The organism is Saccharomonospora glauca K62 (genome assembly GCF_000243395.2).
GTDB lineage: Bacteria > Actinomycetota > Actinomycetes > Mycobacteriales > Pseudonocardiaceae > Saccharomonospora > Saccharomonospora glauca.
In genome coordinates, this window is record NZ_CM001484.1 from 1,711,861 (window position 1) to 1,727,740 (window position 15,880).

Consider the following 15,880-nt stretch of genomic DNA (forward strand, 5'->3'; position numbering starts at 1 on the left):
CAGGTACGCGTGTCCGCACCCGGTGCACACGTGTTCGCCTCCCACGCTGCGAACACCCGTACACAGGCTGCGGACACGCGTACGCCAGGTGCGGACACGCGTACGCCAGGTGCGGACACGCCGGCGGTCAGGACTCGACGGTCACGTCGGTGAACTTCACCTCGGTGTTGGGCTTGCCGCCGCCGGGGGACGGGTCGAACCTGCCGTCGTGGCCCGCGCGAGCGACCTCGTCGAGTACCTCGAGCCCCTCGTCGTCGATGGTGCCGAACACCGTGTAGCTGGGCGGCAGCGGCGCGTCGCCGTAGACCATGAAGAACTGGCTGCCGTTGGTGTCCGGGCCGCTGTTGGCCATCGCGAGGATGCCGCGACCGTAGGTGAGGGAGTCGAAGGTCTCGTCCGCGAACATGTAGCCGGGGCCGCCCATGCCCTCACCGGTCGGGTCGCCGCACTGGAGCATCTGGAGGCCCTCGGTGCCGATCCGGTGGCAACTCGTGTCGGTGTAGAAGCCTTCCTCCGCCAGGTGCACGAAGCTGTTGACCGTGCACGGGGCCAGCGACCTGTCGAGGTCGAGCCCGATGTCGCCGACGTTGGTGTGCAGCGTGACCTTCACGGTGCCCTCGGACGGGACGTTCTCGCCGTCGGGGAGGGAGACCTCCTTGGCGGGCTCGCCCGACTTCCGGTACTCGCACGACGTCGGGTTGGGCAGCGCCTCGGGACGGGAGGCGGGTTCGACGCGCTCGGTGGGGATCTCGATGTCTTCCGATCCGGAGGCCGAGTCCGACGCTCCGGGCGTCGCGTCCGACGAGCTGGCGGGATCGTCGATGCCCTCCGCCGCGCTGTCACCGCCCCGCGTGCCCAGGAACACGACGAGGCCCGCGACGGCCACCACGGCTCCCACCGTGACGGCGACTCCGACGATCCTGCGTCGCCTCTCCCGCTCGGCACGACGGGCGAGCTGTCGTTCCAGCTTGCGTTTCGCGGCCTCGCGGCGTTGCTGGTTGGTCGCCACCTGACCTCCTCGGAGTCTTCGACACACCCGCTGCGGTTGGCGGCAGTCTATGGGCACTGTCTGTGAGGACCTTGTGTAGGGGCGGCTAGGGTGAGACCGATCCCAGATCCGGAGGTGCTCGCCGTGCTCGTCGTCGGATTCCCGGCAGGAGCGTTCCGCGCGAACTGCTACCTCGTCGCCGCCGGGCCCGGAGGCGAGTGTGTCGTCGTCGACCCCGGCGAGGGGGCCGAAGAGGGGATCGAGCGGGCATTGCGGGAGCACGAGTTGACCCCGGCCGCCGTGCTCGCCACCCACGGCCACTACGACCACGTCGCCTCGGCCGCGGCCGTGGCCGACACGCACGGCGTCGCCGTCCACATCCGACCGGAGGACCGGCACCTGCTGACCGACCCGCTCGCCGGGCTCGGACCGGAGCTGGGCGCCGTGGTCGGCACGGTGACCCTGCCCGAACCCGCGGCGGTCGAGCCCTTGTCCGAGGGACCGCTCGATCTCGCCGGGCTACGGATCGAGGTGCTCCACACGCCGGGCCACACCCCGGGGTCGGTGGTGTTCGGGCTGCGCACCGAGGAAGGCGGCAGGGTGGCGCTGACCGGCGACACGTTGTTCGCGGGCTCGGTGGGCCGCACCGATCTGCCGGGCGGCGACCCGGCCGCCCTGGCCACCTCGCTGCGGACCACGGTGCTCTCGTTGGCCGACGACACGGTGGTCCTGCCCGGACATGGGGGCAGCACCACGATCGGCCGGGAACGGGCGGGCAACCCGTTTCTCACCTGACGGCAGCGACGACCAGTGAAGGTATCGAAGGCGCGGAAATGAGCGAACAGGAGCCGACCTCGGGTACCTCCCCGAGGGAACCCGAGCGGATTCCCCTTTCCGGCGACGACCGGACGGCACGCCGGAAGCGGACGACATCGGGGCTGATCGCCGTGGCACTGCTCGCCGCGGCGTTCGGCGGGGTGGCCGGGCTCATCGGTGGCCAGGTCACCGGGCTGGTGGTGGCGGCGGTCGTCGCGGTGCCGTTGTTGCTGCTGGTGCTGTCCGGCGCGCGGCGTCGGATGTGGTTGGAGGGCACCACGGTCGTCGTGCGCACGTGGGGTTCGCGCCGGGTGGATCTGGCCACCGCCTCGCGCATCGACCTGCTGCTGACCGATGTGCGGGGCATGAGGACGGTGAGCTTCCTGGTGACCGGCGCGCAACGGTCGGCCGTCAAGATCGACCTCGCCGTGTACGCGGGCACCGGCGGGCGGGAGCTCGGCATCCTGCCGCTGCGCAGACTCGCCGACGCGATGGTGAACAACATGGACGCGGGCGGTCTCGTGTTCTCGCAACTGCTCGTGGCCCAGTTGCGCGCCGAGGCGCGGGGCGACGCCGCGGCCGACCGGCCGCTCTACCGCCTCGCCTCGGCCGCGCCTTCGGGCAAACTCGCGCAGCGTTTCAGCATGGAAGCCGTCAGCCGCTTCGTGGCGACGCTGGAGAACTGACCTCCTCGTCGGCGTCCTCGGCCGCTTTCTCCGTCTCGGGAGGGTCGTCGCGCACGGCGACGACGGCGGCCAGCACCGTGGTCAGGGGCACGGCGGCGATGATGCCGATGCTGCCCGTGAGCGTGCGCACGATCTCCTGCGCCACGTCCTGGGACTGCAGGATCGGCGACAGTCCCACATCCGCCAGCGAGGAGAGCAGCAGCAGGGGCAGCGCCGCGCCCGCGTAGGCGAGGACGAGCGTGTTCACGGCCGAACCGACGTGGGCACGTCCGATTCGCAGCCCCGCCGCGTACAGTTCGCGCCACGTGAGCGCGGGATTGGCCCGGCGCAGCTCCCACACCGCGCTCGCCTGGGCCACGGTCACGTCGTCGAGGACACCGAGCGCGCCGATCACGATGCCGGCGAGTAGTAGGCCACGGGCGTCCACGTTCCCCCCGAGCGCGCCGATGAGCGTGCTCGTGTCGGTGTCGAGTCCCGTCAGATTGGCCGCCGCCGAGAACACGGCCGACAGCACGCCGATCAGGGTGAGGCTGACCATTGTGCCGAGCACGGCGACCGACGTGCGGGCGGAGAACCCGTGGGTCAGGTATAGCGCGACGAACATGATCAGGCCCGCCGCGGCGATCGCCACCGGGAGAGGACTGCGTCCGGCGAGGATCGCGGGAAGCACGAAGACGATGATGACGGCGAAGCTGATGCCCAGGGCCGCGAGCGACGCCAGCCCCTGCCAGCGCCCGAGCAGCAGGACCGCGGCCGCGAACAGCGTCCCCAGCACCAGCAGCGGCACGCCTCGTTGGAAGTCGCGCAGCTGGTACGACGCCGGGTCCGTGGCCTCGGCGCCGCTGTAGGCCAGCACCACCTCGTCGCCCACGGCGAAGCGGGGACTGCTGGGTTCGAGAGGAAGGATCTTGGTGATCGTCGTGCCCGCCGCCGGACCGTCCTCCAGCGACACCTCGACCGACAGACACCGCCGGTCGTCCGGATCGGGTTCTCCCACCCGTACTTCCCCCGGCGCGAGGCAGGGACCGGCCGTGGCGGCCGTTACCACGCCGTCGACGGGGGTGCCTCCCGAGTTCTCGTACTGCTCGGGGCCGCCTTCCCAGGGATACAGCACGCCCACGGCGATCAGCGTCGCCGCCGCGATCGGGGCCAGCAGGACCAGCAGCAGACGTCGCACCCGCCGGGACGCCGGGGCCGCGGGCTCGTGGCCGTGTCCGTGCCCATGACCATGCCCGTGGTCGACGTCCTTCCGCGCGGCCGGGGAAGAGGCCGGGCGGGGACGAGTCGACGCCGAGCGCTCGGGAGTGCCCCGTGGGGACGGTTTGTCGGAAGCGCCGGTTTCCTTCCGCGCGGGGCGGGTTGTCTCGGGAGCGCGGCGGCGAGGCGGGGCGGGGCGCGTTCCGGAAGCGGTGGCACCGCGGTCCCGGCTCCGCCGAGGCGGGGCGTCGGCGGGGGCGCCCTCACCCGCCCGGCGTCGCTGGCGAACCGGACGCGGGGGAGCCACGGGTCTCACCCGCGGCAGGCGCTCGGTCGGATCGTCGGAGTAGTCGGAAGGCACCCGGTCATCTTGCCCGGTGGAACACCCGGCTCCGCCGCAGGTGGGACGCGTGTCCGAGGCTTCGCGCGAGACGCCGAAAATTGAGTGGAACCGAGGGCGGGGGCATCACGTCACAGTGAGTGAGAACGCGCAGTGGCGGCGTGCCGCTCGCTGAAGGCGTCGCGCACGCCCGGCTGGGGGTCGGACGTGCGGGCCCCGGCACGCCGCCCCCGTTCTCCCCTTCCCCGATGTTCCGACCGCCGAAACGACGGCGTTGCGTTCTCGCCCCGTTACGAGCGAGGCTGCTCGGGGACCGACACGGGAAGGAACAGACCGACTGTGGGCTCCGACGAGACCTCTCCCCAGACAGCCGCCACCGGCTACACCACCAGCAAAGCGTTCCTCGAGGCGCTCGCCGAAGGCGGCGTCCGGTACGTCTTCGCCAACCTCGGCAGTGATCACCCCGGCATCCTGGAGGCCTACGCGCAGGCGCGCGTCGAAGGCCGCGAGCACGCTTTCCCCGAGCTGGTGATCTGCCCGCACGAAAGCGTGGCGATGGCGGCGGCCCTCGGTTACGCGCAGGTCACCGGGGTCCCCCAGGCGGTCATGGTGCACGTCGAGTGCGGGACGCAGAACATCGGCGGCATGCTCCACAACGCCGCCAAGGGCCGCATCGGCGTCCTGATGTACGCCGGGGCCTCGCCCTTCACGCAGGAGGGCGAGCTGTTCGGCAGCCGAAACGAGTTCATCCAGTGGATCCAGGACGTCCACGACCAGCGCGGCATCGTGCGGGGCTACACCAAGTACGACAACGAGATCCGCACCGGTGCCAACGTCAAACAGCTCGTGCACCGGGCGTTGCAGATCGCGCGCAGCGCTCCCGCCGGGCCGGTGTATCTCGTGGGGCCGCGCGAGGTGATGGAGTCGGAGGCGCCGACTCGGCAGGCCGACGCGGCTCACTTCCCGCCCGTGGCGCCCGCCGCGCTGGCCCCCGACGTCGTGGACCGCGTGGCGAGCGCGCTCGCCGAGGCGCGTCGACCCGTGGTCGTGACCTCCTACCTGGGCCGCGACCGCGAGGCGGTGCCCGCGCTCGTGGAGTTGTGCGAGGCGGCGGGCGCCGGGGTCCTGGAGTCGGTGCCCTCCTACGTCAACTTCCCCGCCGACCATCCGCTGCACTGGGGCTTCCAGTGGAACGACCAGCACCACAACCCGTTGCTGGAAGAGGCCGACGTGGTGCTGGTGCTGGGCAGCGACGTGCCGTGGATCCCGACGAAGAACCGCCCGAACGCGGAGGCTCGGGTGTTCGTCGTCGACGAGGACCCGCTGAAGGACCAGATGCCGTTGTGGCACGTGCCCGCGGAGCTGTTCGCCAGGGCCGACCTCGGCACCGCGGTGCGGCAGTTGCACCACCGGGTCGCCGAGCTGGCCGACCCGGCGGTCGTCGCGCGTCGCCGGGAGCTCGCCGCGGCCGAGCACGAGCGGCTGTGGGCGGAGCGGGCGAGGCGGGAGACGCCCGTCGGTGAGACGATCACGCCGGAGTACCTCGTCGCCTGCGTGCGGGACGCCATCGACGACGACACCCTCGTGCTGACGGAGGCGATCACGCACTACCCGACGGTGAGCTGGCACCTGCACCGCACCGTGCCGGGATCGCTGCTCGGCTCCGGCGCCGGATCGCTCGGGTGGGCCATCGGCGCCGCCGTCGGCGCCAAGCTCGCCGAGCCGGAGCGCACGGTTGTGTCGCTGGTGGGGGACGGCTCGTACCTCTTCGGGGTGCCGTCCTCGGTGTTCTGGATGGCCCGCCGTTACGGTGCGCCCTCGTTGACCGTCGTGTTCGACAACAAGGGGTGGAACGCGCCCAAGGCGTCCACGTTGGGAGTGCACCCGAAAGGCACGGCGGCGCAACGCGATGACTTCGGCGTCCACTTCACCGACCGGCCCGACCTGCCCGGTATCGCCGAAGCGGCGGGCGGGGCATGGGGAAGGACCGTCGAGGCGGCGAGCGAGTTGAAGGATGCCCTGGCCGAGGCCCTGGCCGCGGTGAGGGCGGGTCGGCCCGCGGTCCTCGCCGTGCGGGTGCCCGAGATGTGATGACGGATCGTTGCCCGAAACCCGCCTCACCTCGCCGGGGGCCTCGTACCATGAGCCCCCGTGAATGGGGAGACGAGGCAGTTCGCGACGCCGCGGTCTCGGTCGGTACTCGCTCGTGGGCTGTCCCTGTTGGACGCGTTCAGCACGGGTGAGCCGGAGCTGACCCTCGCCGAGATCGCCAAGCGGACCGGGTTGCCCAAGCCCACGGCTCACCGGTTGCTCGGCGACCTCGTGGAGTGGGGCGCGGTCGAGAAGTCGGGTCCCGGCAGCTACCGGTTGGCCACCAAGCTGTTCTGGCTCGGTCAGCTCGTGCCCCTGCACCGGGTGCTGCGCGAGGCGGCCCTGCCGCACCTGGAACGCCTGCACGAGGTCAGCGGGGAGAACGTGAACCTCGCCGTGCCGGACAGCGTCTACTCGCTGTTCGTCGAGCGCGTGACCGGGCGCGACGCCATGCCCTTGCGGGTCCGGGTCGGCGCGCGGATGCCGGCGCACTGCGCGGCGACGGGCAAGGTCTTCCTCGCCTGGGGCGGGCGGGAACGGCTCCGGCAGCTCGTGAGCGTCGGGCTGACTCGGTACACGCCGAGGACCATCGTGCTTCCGGGACTGCTCCACCGCGATCTCGAACGGGTGAAGGAGCGCGGGGTCGCCTTCACCTACGAGGAGGCGGAGCCGGGGGTCGCCGCCGTCGCGGCACCCGTGTACGGGCGGGGAGGCCGGGTCGTGGCCGCGCTGTCGGTGACGGGGCGGGCCCAGACGCTCGACCTCGACCGCTTCGGGCACGCGGTGCGAGCGGCGGCCACGGCGGTGTCGGAGGCCCTGCCGTCCAGCGTGTGACCCCGAACCCGTTCACCCGGCGGGAGTATGGAGTGAGCACGCGCGGGAAACCTGGTGGCGACGGCATCGGTTGCGTTGGCTAACCTGTGCTGTCGGCGGCCAACGCATCCGGTCACGGTGTGTCATGGTCCGTCCGGAACTCACTGTCGTTCGAACACCACTTGAGAGGATCCCGCGAAGTGCTCCGCACTCACGACGCCGGCACGCTGCGTGCCGAGCACGTTGGCCAGACAGTCACCCTCACCGGATGGGTGGCCCGGCGGCGCGATCACGGTGGTGTGATCTTCATCGATCTCCGGGACGCGAGCGGCGTGGCCCAGGTGGTCTTCCGCGAGGGCGAGATGGCCGAGCGTGCCCACGCGCTGCGTTCCGAGTACTGCCTGAAGGTCACCGGTGAGGTGTCGCGGCGGCCGGAGGGCAACGAGAACCCGGACATCCCCACCGGTGACATCGAGGTGCTGGTCACCGATCTGGAGGTGCTGTCGGAATCGGCCGCGCTGCCGTTCCCGATCGACGAGCGGCTGGAGGTGGGGGAGGAGACCCGCCTGCGCTACCGCTACCTCGACCTGCGCCGCTCCGGCCCGGCGCGGATCATGCGCCTGCGCAGCGAGGTCAACCGCGTCGCCCGCGAGGTGCTGCACCGGCACGGCTTCCTCGAGATCGAGACGCCGACCATGACCCGCTCGACTCCCGAGGGCGCGCGCGACTTCCTGGTGCCCGCTCGCCTGAAGCCGGGCTCCTGGTACGCGCTGCCGCAGTCGCCCCAGCTGTTCAAGCAGCTGCTGATGGTCGGCGGGCTGGAGCGCTACTACCAGATCGCGCGCTGCTACCGCGACGAGGACTTCCGTGCCGACCGGCAGCCCGAGTTCACCCAGCTCGACATCGAGATGAGCTTCGTCGAGCAGGACGACGTCATCGCCCTGGCGGAGGACGTCCTGGCGGCGCTGTGGAAGCTCGTCGGGGTCGAGGTCACCACGCCGTTCCGGCGGATGACCTACGCGGAGGCGATGAGCAAGTACGGCACCGACAAGCCGGACCTGCGCTTCGGACTCGAACTGGTCGAACTCACCGACTTCTTCGCCGAGACGCCGTTTCGCGTCTTCCAGGCTCCCTACGTCGGGGCCGTGGTCATGCCCGGTGGGGCCGACCAGCCGCGCCGCACGCTCGACGCCTGGCAGGAATGGGCCAGGCAGCGTGGCCACAAGGGACTGGCCTACGTGCTCGTGGGCGAGGACGGCACGCTCGGCGGTCCGGTCGCCAAGAACCTGTCGGAGACCGAGCGCGAGAACCTCGTGGACGCCGCGGGCGCCAAGCCGGGCGACTGCATCTTCTTCGCCGCGGGCAAGCCCAAGGACGCGCGTCAGCTGCTCGGCATGGCTCGGGTGGAGATCGCCCACCGACTCGGCCTGATCGACGAGAACTCCTGGTCGTTCGTGTGGGTGGTGGACTTCCCGATGTTCGAGCCGGCCGAGGACAGCGACGACGTCAGCGTCGGCGGCGGCAAGTGGACCGCGCTGCACCACGCGTTCACCTCCCCGACCCCCGAGTGGATCGACAAGTTCGAGTCCGATCCGGGCAACGCCCTGGCCTACGCCTACGACATCGTCTGCAACGGCAACGAGATCGGCGGCGGTTCGATCCGTATCCACCGCGCCGACGTGCAGAAGCGCGTGTTCGAGGTCATGGGCCTTTCCCAGGAGGAGGCGCAGGAGAAGTTCGGCTTCCTGCTCGACGCCTTCCAGTACGGGCCGCCGCCGCACGGCGGTATCGCGTTCGGCTGGGACCGCATCGTGATGCTGCTCTCCGGAGCCGAGTCGCTCCGCGAGGTGATCGCCTTCCCGAAGACAGGTGGCGGTTACGACCCGCTCACCGGTGCGCCGGCGCCGATCACCGCGCAGCAGCGCAAGGAGGCGGGCGTCGACGCCAAGCCGACGGCGACTCCGCAACGCTGAAGGTCACCTCGCCCATGACACCGTGAGTGGAGTCGCGCCCCCGAGTGTCAGCCGATTGCCTGTGGTGGCGCCCGCTCGTCGACTAGTAGGGTCGAACACGATGATTCTGGATGCCTCCTCCACCGACGGGTCGTCAATCGGTGCGGGAGCCGAACCGTCCCCGGTCGCGCACGCCGTGGCGACCGCGGAGGCCGTCCTCGCCCAGCGTTTCGGCAGCGCGATACCGCTCGCGGAACCGGAGGACCTCGCGGGTAGCGGCCCGGCCGTGGTGGTCAGGGCCAGGGTGGCGTCGTCGGCGTTCGCGCTACCGCGCACGTTGGTGATCAAGCATTACCCGGACGAGTCGACGAGCGGTGCGTTCGCCCGTGAGGCGGCGAGCTACCAGTTGTTCACGGCATTGCCTCCCGAGGACCGCGTGTGTCCCGAGCTGCTCGCCCACGACGGCGACCGGCGCATCCTCGTGATCGAGGACCTGGGACGCGCTCCCACGTTGGAGGACAAGCTGCGGGGCTCGGACAGCCGGGCCGCCGAGACGGCGTTGTTGTCGTGGGCGCGGTCCCTCGGCCGCATGCATGCCACCACCGCGAGCCGGGAGGCCGACTTCCACGCGCTGCTACGGCGGCTCAGCGGGAAATCGCGGGGCGACGAGGAGGCCGGGTACCTCGACGGCGAGGAACTGGTGCCGCTCGCGGCGGTGGCGGAGCTCCCCGCGCTTCTGCACGACTCGTTCGGGGTGACCACGTCGGAGGCGGTGCTCGACGCCGTGGAGCGGGCCGCGGACAACGCCCGCTCGGTGTCGTACCGGGCGTTCTCCCCCGTGGATCTGTGGCCGGACAACAACCTGATCACCGGCGCCGGAGTACGGTTCCTCGACTTCGAGCACGGCCGCATCCGCAGCGCGCTCACCGACGTCGCCCACCTTCGGGTGCCGTTTGCCTCCAGCCGGCAGCCGCTGGCACTGCCCGCGGGGCTGAGCGAGGCGATGACCGCCGCGTGGCGCGCGGAGGTCATCGAGTTGTGGCCCGCGCTCGGCGAAGACGAGCTGCTGTCGGCCTATCTCCTGGGCGCACAGTTGGTGCTCGTGTGGTTGTCGACGTGGCGGGAGCTGCCGCGCCTGGCCGACACGAGGAAGGCCGGTCCCACCAGTCGGGCCGCCGCCCTGGTCACGTGGTGGCGCGACCTGTCGGCGCGAGCCGACCACGGTGGTGACTCCGCCGTCGCCGAACACGCCGCGGCCGTGGCCGCCGCCTTCGAGGCACGCTTCGAGCCGGACCTCGACCTGGCGCTGTACCCCGCGTTCCGCTGACCGGGCGGTGAGAGCCACCGGGCGGGGCGGCGGCGGGAGGAGCACCGTCCGTCCCGGCGGCTACGGTCGAGGGGTGCACCAGGACGAACTCTTCAGGGTGAATCCGGACGTCGCCGAGCGGCCGTCTCCGTCGGAGGGACGGCGTGAACACTCCGCGCCGCCGAACGCGCCCCTCGCGGCGCGGATGCGGCCCCGCTCGCTCGACGAGGTCGTCGGCCAGCGGCACCTGCTGGGGGAGGGCGCGCCGTTGCGCAGGCTCGTGGAGGGCGCCACCCCGGCCTCGGTGCTGCTGTACGGCCCACCGGGCACGGGCAAGACCACGCTCGCCAACCTCGTCTCCACGGCCACCGGGCGGCGGTTCGTGGCGCTGTCGGCCCTGTCTGCGGGGGTGAAGGAGGTCAGGGGCGTCATCGAGGAGGCCCGGCGTCGCCGTGCCTACGCCGCCGAGGACACGGTGCTCTTCATCGACGAGGTGCATCGGTTCTCCAAGACCCAGCAGGACGCGTTGCTGGGCGCGGTGGAGGACCGCACCGTCCTGCTGGTGGCGGCCACCACGGAGAACCCGTCGTTCTCGGTGGTCGCGCCGTTGCTGTCGCGTTCGCTCGTGCTCCAGCTGCGGCCGCTGACCGACGAGGACATCGCCGAGCTCGTCCGTCGTGCCGTCGCCGACGAGCGCGGTCTCGCCGGGGCCGTGGAGGTCACCGACGACGCCGTGCGGCACCTCGTGCGACTCGCGGCGGGGGACGCGCGCCGGGCCCTGACGGCGCTGGAGGCGGCGGCCGAGGCCGCCACGGCCACGGGGAGCTCCACCGTGGACCTCGCCACCGTGGAGTCCACGGTGGACAAGGCCGCCGTCCGCTACGACCGGGACGGTGATCAGCACTACGACGTCGTCAGCGCGTTCATCAAGTCGATTCGGGGCTCCGACGTCGACGCCGCCCTGCACTACCTCGCCCGCATGATCGAGGCGGGGGAGGACCCCCGGTTCATCGCCCGCAGGCTCGTGGTGCACGCGAGCGAGGACATCGGGATGGCCGACCCCACCGCCCTGCAGACGGCCGTCGCCGCCGCCCACGCCGTCCAGTTCATCGGCATGCCCGAAGGACGTCTCGCGCTCGCCCAGGCGACCGTGCACCTTGCCACGGCACCCAAGTCGAACGCCATCATCACGGCCATCGACGCCGCCCTCGCCGACGTGCGTTCCGGCGGGGTGGGTACGGTTCCTCCGCATCTGCGGGACGGTCACTACGCCGGTGCGGCCGCGCTCGGCAACGCCAGGGGCTACCGCTACCCGCACGATGTGCCCGAGGGCGTGCTCGCCCAGCAGTACCCGCCCGACGAGCTGGTCGGGCGGGACTACTACCGGCCCAGTCGGCACGGCGCCGAGCGGACCCTGTACGAACGTGTCCCCAAGTTGCGCCGCACGATTCGGGGAGGCGGTCGGTAGCGGCTGACGACGCGCGGTAGCCTGACGGCCAATCCTGGTGGTCACACAATAGTTTTGAGGAGGGCACGTGTCGGCAGGGCAGATCGCCGCGTTGATCGCCGCAGGCGCCTTCGTGCTGCTGGTGTTGTTCCTGGCGATCGCGTTGGTCAAGCTCGGCCGCACGCTGGACGAGGCCACGATCGCGATCCGGAAGGCGCACGAGAACACCGACCCGATCCTCACCGGGGCGAACGAGACGATCACTCACGTCAACACGCAGTTGGAGCGAGTGGACGGCATCACGGCCAACGCGCAGGCGGTCTCCGGGAACGTCTCGGCCCTGACGTCGCTGTTCACGGCCACGCTCGGCGGCCCGCTGGTCAAGGCAGCAGCACTGTCCTACGGCATCAGCAAGGCGTTGCGCTCGCGGCGTCGCAAGGCCGAGGAGGGCAAGCACTCCCGCCGCGGACGGAGGAAGGGCGGTAGGCGATGAGGCGACTGTTCTGGCTCGGGGTCGGAGTCATCGCCGGTGTGAGTCTGGCCCGTAAGGCGAGCGAGACGGCTCGTCAGGCGACTCCCGCCGGGTTAGCCTCGAACCTGGGTGACGCGGTGCGGGAGTTGGCCGGCGCGATCGGAGCGTTCGGCGCGGACGTCCGTGCCGGAATGAGCGAGCGGGAGCAGGAGCTGAACGACATCGTGGAACGGCGCTCGGGCCTGCCTCGGCAGAGCCGAGCGGGGCAGGCTTCACGGGGCAAGGGAGACCACCCGTACGGCAGGCACGCCGCGGCCGAGCCCCGGACGCGGCGAGCGCGTCGGGCGGAGTTCTGACGCGGCCCTCGTCGGCAGCCGTGGGAGCTCCGCCGCCTTCGTTCCCATCCATTCCGACCGTTCGCGCGACACCGCGCCGGGACGGCATCACGCCAAGGACGACCAGTGGAAACTCACGAAATCAACAAGCGGTTCCTCGACTACTTCGAAAAGCGCGGTCACACCAAGGTCCCCAGCGCCTCGCTGATCCTGGACGACCCGACGTTGCTGTTCGTCAACGCGGGAATGGTGCAGTTCAAGCCGTACTTCCTCGGCGAGGTCCCGGCTCCCTACCCGCGTGCCACGAGCGTGCAGAAGTGCGTGCGCACCGGTGACATCGACGAGGTCGGCAAGACCACCCGCCACAACACGTTCTTCCAGATGGCGGGCAACTTCTCGTTCGGCGACTACTTCAAGCAGGGCGCCATCGAGCGGGCGTGGGAGCTGCTCACGACCTCGCAGGACGACGGCGGCCTGGGGTTCGACCCGGACCGGCTGTGGGTCACGGTGTACGAGCACGACGCCGAGACCGCGGCGATGTGGCGGGAGATCGCGGGTCTGCCGTCGGAGCGCATCCAGTTCCGCGGCGCCGACGACAACTACTGGGACATGGGCGTTCCCGGTCCGTGCGGCCCGTGCTCGGAGATCTACTACGACCGGGGTCCCGAGTACGGTCGGGAAGGCGGCCCCGTGGTGGACGAGGACCGCTACCTCGAAATCTGGAACCTCGTGTTCATGCAGGAGATCCGCGGTGAGCTGAGCCCGAAGAAGGGACATCCGCCCATCGGGGAACTGCCGCAGAAGAACATCGACACGGGCATGGGCGTCGAGCGCGTCGCCTACCTGCTGCAGGGCGTGGAGAACGTCTACGAGACCGACCTGGTGCGTCCGGTGATCAAGCGCGCCGAGGAGTTCTCCGGCCGCCGCTACGGCGCCGACCACGCCGACGACGTCCGCTTCCGGGTGATCGCCGACCACGCGCGTTCGGGCGTCATGTTGATCGCCGACGGCGTCACGCCCGGCAACGAGGCTCGCGGCTACGTGCTGCGTCGCCTGCTGCGGCGCATCGTGCGTTCGGTGCGGCTGCTCGGGGTGCACGAGCCCGTGCTGCCGGAGTTCGCCGCCGTGGTGCGTGACGCGATGTCGCCCTCCTACCCGGAGGTGGCGCGGGAGTTCGACCGCATCAGCGACGTGATGCGGGTGGAGGAGGAGACCTTCCTCGCCACGCTGACCAGCGGGTCGCGCATCTTCGACCTGGCCGCGCGGGAGACCAAGCGCTCCGGCGGCACGATCCTGTCCGGTGACAAGGCGTTCCAGCTGCACGACACCTACGGCTTCCCCATCGACTTGACCCTGGAGATGGCGGCCGAGCAGGGGCTGTCGGTCGACGAGGAGGGCTTCCGCACGCTCATGGAGCAGCAGCGGCAGCGGGCCAAGGCCGACGCCGCCGCGCGGAAGACCGGGCATGGTGACCTGTCGGTCTACCGCAGCCTGCTGGACGCCCACGGCGAGACGGAGTTCATCGGCTACACCGATCTCCAGGCCACGGCGCGGGTGCTGGGCCTGCTGGTCGACGGGCAGCCCGTCCGGTCGGCCTCGGAAGGCACCAAGGCCGAACTCGTGCTGGACCGCACCCCGTTCTACGCCGAGGGCGGTGGCCAGATCGCGGACACCGGCGTGCTCGTCGGCGAGGGCGCCGAGGTGAAGGTGCTCGACGTGCAGAAGGTCGTGCCGGGCCTGTACGTGCACCGGGTCGAGGTCGTCGCGGGCGAGGTGGGCGTGGACACGGAACTCGCCGCCTCCGTGGACGGCACGCGCCGGGAGTCCATCGCGCGGTCGCACTCCGCCACTCACCTCGTGCACGCGGCCGTGCGGGGCGCCTACGGCAACCGGGCGGCCCAGGCCGGGTCGTTGAACACCCCCGGTCGTATGCGGTTCGACTTCACCACCCCGAAGTCGGTGTCGGCCAACGTGCTGACGGAGGTCGAGGAGGAGGTCAACGACTACCTCCAGACCGACGTCGAGGTGCAGACGTACGTCACCACGAAGGACAAGGCCCTCGAACTGGGCGCGGTGGCGCTGTTCGGTGAGAAGTACGGCAACAACGTCCGGGTCGTCGACATGGGCGACTACTCGCGTGAGCTGTGCGGTGGGACCCACGTCGAGCGCATCGGCCAACTTGGTCTGGTCAAGCTCGTCGGCGACGCCTCGGTGGGCTCGGGTGTCCACCGGGTCGAGGCGCTGGTGGGCACCGACGCGCTCCGCCACGTACGCAAGGAACAGCTGCTGGTCTCGCAGCTCGCGAGCACGTTGAAGGTGCCGACCGACGAACTGCCGTCGCGCATCGAGGACGTGCTCACCCGCCTGCGCAACGCGGAGAAGGAGATCGAGCAGCTCAAGCTGCGCGAGGTGTTGGGCTCGGCCGACACGCTGGCGAGCCGGGCACGGGACGTCGGCGGGATCTCCGTCGTCGCCGAGAAGCTCGACCGGGCCGTCGACGCGGGGGCGCTGCGGGCGCTCACCGGTGAGGTGCGCAACCGGCTCGGGTCGCGGCCCGGCGTGGTGGCCCTGTTCTCCCCGGCCGGCGAGGGCAAGGTGAGCTTCGTGGTGGCCACCACGGCCGCCGCGCGAGACGCCGGTCTGGCCGCGGGCAAGCTGGTGCCGTCGTTCGCCGAACCGCTCGGCGCGCGTGGCGGCGGCAAGCCGGACATGGCTCAGGGAGGCGGTACTCGTCCGGAGGGCGTCGAGCGAGCCATCGACGCTCTGCGCGCGGCCGTCGCGGAGAGCCGGTGAGCGACGTCAGACCCGACCGGCCGGGAGTTGACGACCCCGGCCCCGGTCGACGCCTCGCCGTGGACGTCGGGTCGGTGCGGGTCGGGGTCGCGCTCAGCGATCCCGCACCGATCCTGGCGACGCCACTCGTTACCCTGTCGCGTGATGTCGAGACCGACAGAGACCTCGACGAGCTGAGTCGGCTTGTCGCCGAGCACGATGTCGTCGAGGTGATCGTGGGACTTCCGAGGACACTGGCCGACCGTCACGGCACCGCCGCTGCCATCGCCACGGAGTACGCGCGGCGACTGGCCGAGCGGGTCGCACCCGTCGCGGTCCGGCTGGCCGACGAAAGGCTGAGCACCGTGAGCGCGAGCCGCATGTTGTCGAAGCGGGGCGTGAAGGGACGTAAGCAACGAGCCGTGGTCGACCAGGCCGCCGCCGTGGAGATCCTCCAGGGCTGGCTCGACGGCCGTGCTGCCGCCATCGCACGGGAGGCGGAACGGTAGTGAGCACTCCGTACGACGGCCCCGACCCCCGCGATTGGCGGCGACACGGCCCGCCCCCGCCCCGTCACCACCGGGGACAGCAACCCCCGCCTCAGCCGCAGGGACAGCAGCCTCCGCCGGGCCCACCGCCTCGGAGGCCCCGGCCGCAGGCTCCCC

Annotated in this window: 13 protein-coding genes; 11 read left to right on the top strand and 2 right to left on the bottom strand. The window is 71.2% G+C overall.

The window, feature by feature from the left end; translation table 11 throughout:
* Positions 1–127 precede the first annotated feature (127 nt).
* Positions 128–1,009, bottom strand: a complete 882-nt coding sequence (locus SACGLDRAFT_RS08270; RefSeq protein ID WP_005463532.1) for a peptidylprolyl isomerase — start codon at positions 1,007–1,009, stop codon at positions 128–130.
* Between the two features lie 123 nt (positions 1,010–1,132).
* On the opposite strand from SACGLDRAFT_RS08270, the gene SACGLDRAFT_RS08275 reads away from it, so the two are divergent.
* The gene (locus SACGLDRAFT_RS08275; RefSeq protein ID WP_005463534.1) at positions 1,133–1,783 is read left to right on the top strand and encodes an MBL fold metallo-hydrolase; all 651 of its coding nucleotides are present in this window, start codon (positions 1,133–1,135) and stop codon (positions 1,781–1,783) included.
* Between the two features lie 38 nt (positions 1,784–1,821).
* Positions 1,822–2,490 carry a hypothetical protein gene (locus SACGLDRAFT_RS08280; RefSeq protein ID WP_005463536.1) on the top strand — a complete coding sequence of 223 codons (669 nt, stop codon included), beginning with the start codon at positions 1,822–1,824 and terminating at the stop codon, positions 2,488–2,490.
* Here the strand turns inward: SACGLDRAFT_RS08280 and SACGLDRAFT_RS08285 are convergent.
* The gene (locus SACGLDRAFT_RS08285; protein WP_005463538.1) at positions 2,459–3,667 is read right to left on the bottom strand and encodes a YibE/F family protein; all 1,209 of its coding nucleotides are present in this window, start codon (positions 3,665–3,667) and stop codon (positions 2,459–2,461) included. The genes SACGLDRAFT_RS08280 and SACGLDRAFT_RS08285 overlap by 32 nt on opposite strands.
* A 699-nt stretch (positions 3,668–4,366) precedes the next feature.
* Here SACGLDRAFT_RS08285 and SACGLDRAFT_RS08290 point away from each other — a divergent pair.
* The 9 genes from SACGLDRAFT_RS08290 (at position 4,367) to ruvX (ending at position 15,724) form a co-directional block, all read left to right on the top strand.
* Positions 4,367–6,118 carry a thiamine pyrophosphate-requiring protein gene (locus SACGLDRAFT_RS08290; protein ID WP_005463540.1) on the top strand — a complete coding sequence of 584 codons (1,752 nt, stop codon included), beginning with the start codon at positions 4,367–4,369 and terminating at the stop codon, positions 6,116–6,118.
* A gap of 60 nt (positions 6,119–6,178) precedes the next feature.
* Positions 6,179–6,952, top strand: a complete 774-nt coding sequence (locus tag SACGLDRAFT_RS08295) for an IclR family transcriptional regulator (protein ID WP_005463542.1) — start codon at positions 6,179–6,181, stop codon at positions 6,950–6,952.
* Positions 6,953–7,131: 179 nt separating this feature from the next.
* The gene (aspS, locus tag SACGLDRAFT_RS08300) at positions 7,132–8,904 is read left to right on the top strand and encodes an aspartate--tRNA ligase (RefSeq protein WP_005463544.1); all 1,773 of its coding nucleotides are present in this window, start codon (positions 7,132–7,134) and stop codon (positions 8,902–8,904) included.
* 100 nt (positions 8,905–9,004) lie between these two features.
* Positions 9,005–10,210: a hypothetical protein gene (locus SACGLDRAFT_RS08305; RefSeq protein WP_005463546.1), complete on the top strand. Its 1,206-nt coding sequence runs from the start codon at positions 9,005–9,007 to the stop codon at positions 10,208–10,210.
* 73 nt (positions 10,211–10,283) lie between these two features.
* A complete protein-coding gene (locus tag SACGLDRAFT_RS08310) occupies positions 10,284–11,657 on the top strand; it encodes a replication-associated recombination protein A (protein WP_005463548.1) in 1,374 nt (457 codons plus the stop codon).
* Between the two features lie 67 nt (positions 11,658–11,724).
* Positions 11,725–12,129 (top strand): DUF948 domain-containing protein, encoded by a 405-nt coding sequence (locus tag SACGLDRAFT_RS08315; RefSeq protein ID WP_005463550.1) that lies wholly within the window; start codon positions 11,725–11,727, stop codon positions 12,127–12,129.
* A complete protein-coding gene (locus SACGLDRAFT_RS08320) occupies positions 12,126–12,464 on the top strand; it encodes a hypothetical protein (protein ID WP_005463552.1) in 339 nt (112 codons plus the stop codon). Before SACGLDRAFT_RS08315 ends, SACGLDRAFT_RS08320 begins: the two co-directional genes overlap by 4 nt.
* A gap of 105 nt (positions 12,465–12,569) precedes the next feature.
* The gene (gene alaS, locus SACGLDRAFT_RS08325) at positions 12,570–15,236 is read left to right on the top strand and encodes an alanine--tRNA ligase (protein ID WP_005463554.1); all 2,667 of its coding nucleotides are present in this window, start codon (positions 12,570–12,572) and stop codon (positions 15,234–15,236) included.
* Positions 15,233–15,724, top strand: a complete 492-nt coding sequence (ruvX, locus tag SACGLDRAFT_RS08330) for a Holliday junction resolvase RuvX (protein ID WP_005463556.1) — start codon at positions 15,233–15,235, stop codon at positions 15,722–15,724. The genes alaS and ruvX overlap by 4 nt, the downstream gene beginning before the upstream one ends.
* The last annotated feature ends 156 nt before the right edge of the window (positions 15,725–15,880 follow it).

What these genes read in the sequence shown, in the direction of transcription:
- SACGLDRAFT_RS08280 (WP_005463536.1), top strand. Translation starts at nt 1,822, where the DNA reads ATGAGCGAACAGGAGCCGACCTCGGGTACCTCCCCGAGGGAACCCGAG.
- SACGLDRAFT_RS08305 (WP_005463546.1), top strand. Translation starts at nt 9,005, where the DNA reads ATGATTCTGGATGCCTCCTCCACCGACGGGTCGTCAATCGGTGCGGGA.
- SACGLDRAFT_RS08320 (WP_005463552.1), top strand. Translation starts at nt 12,126, where the DNA reads ATGAGGCGACTGTTCTGGCTCGGGGTCGGAGTCATCGCCGGTGTGAGT.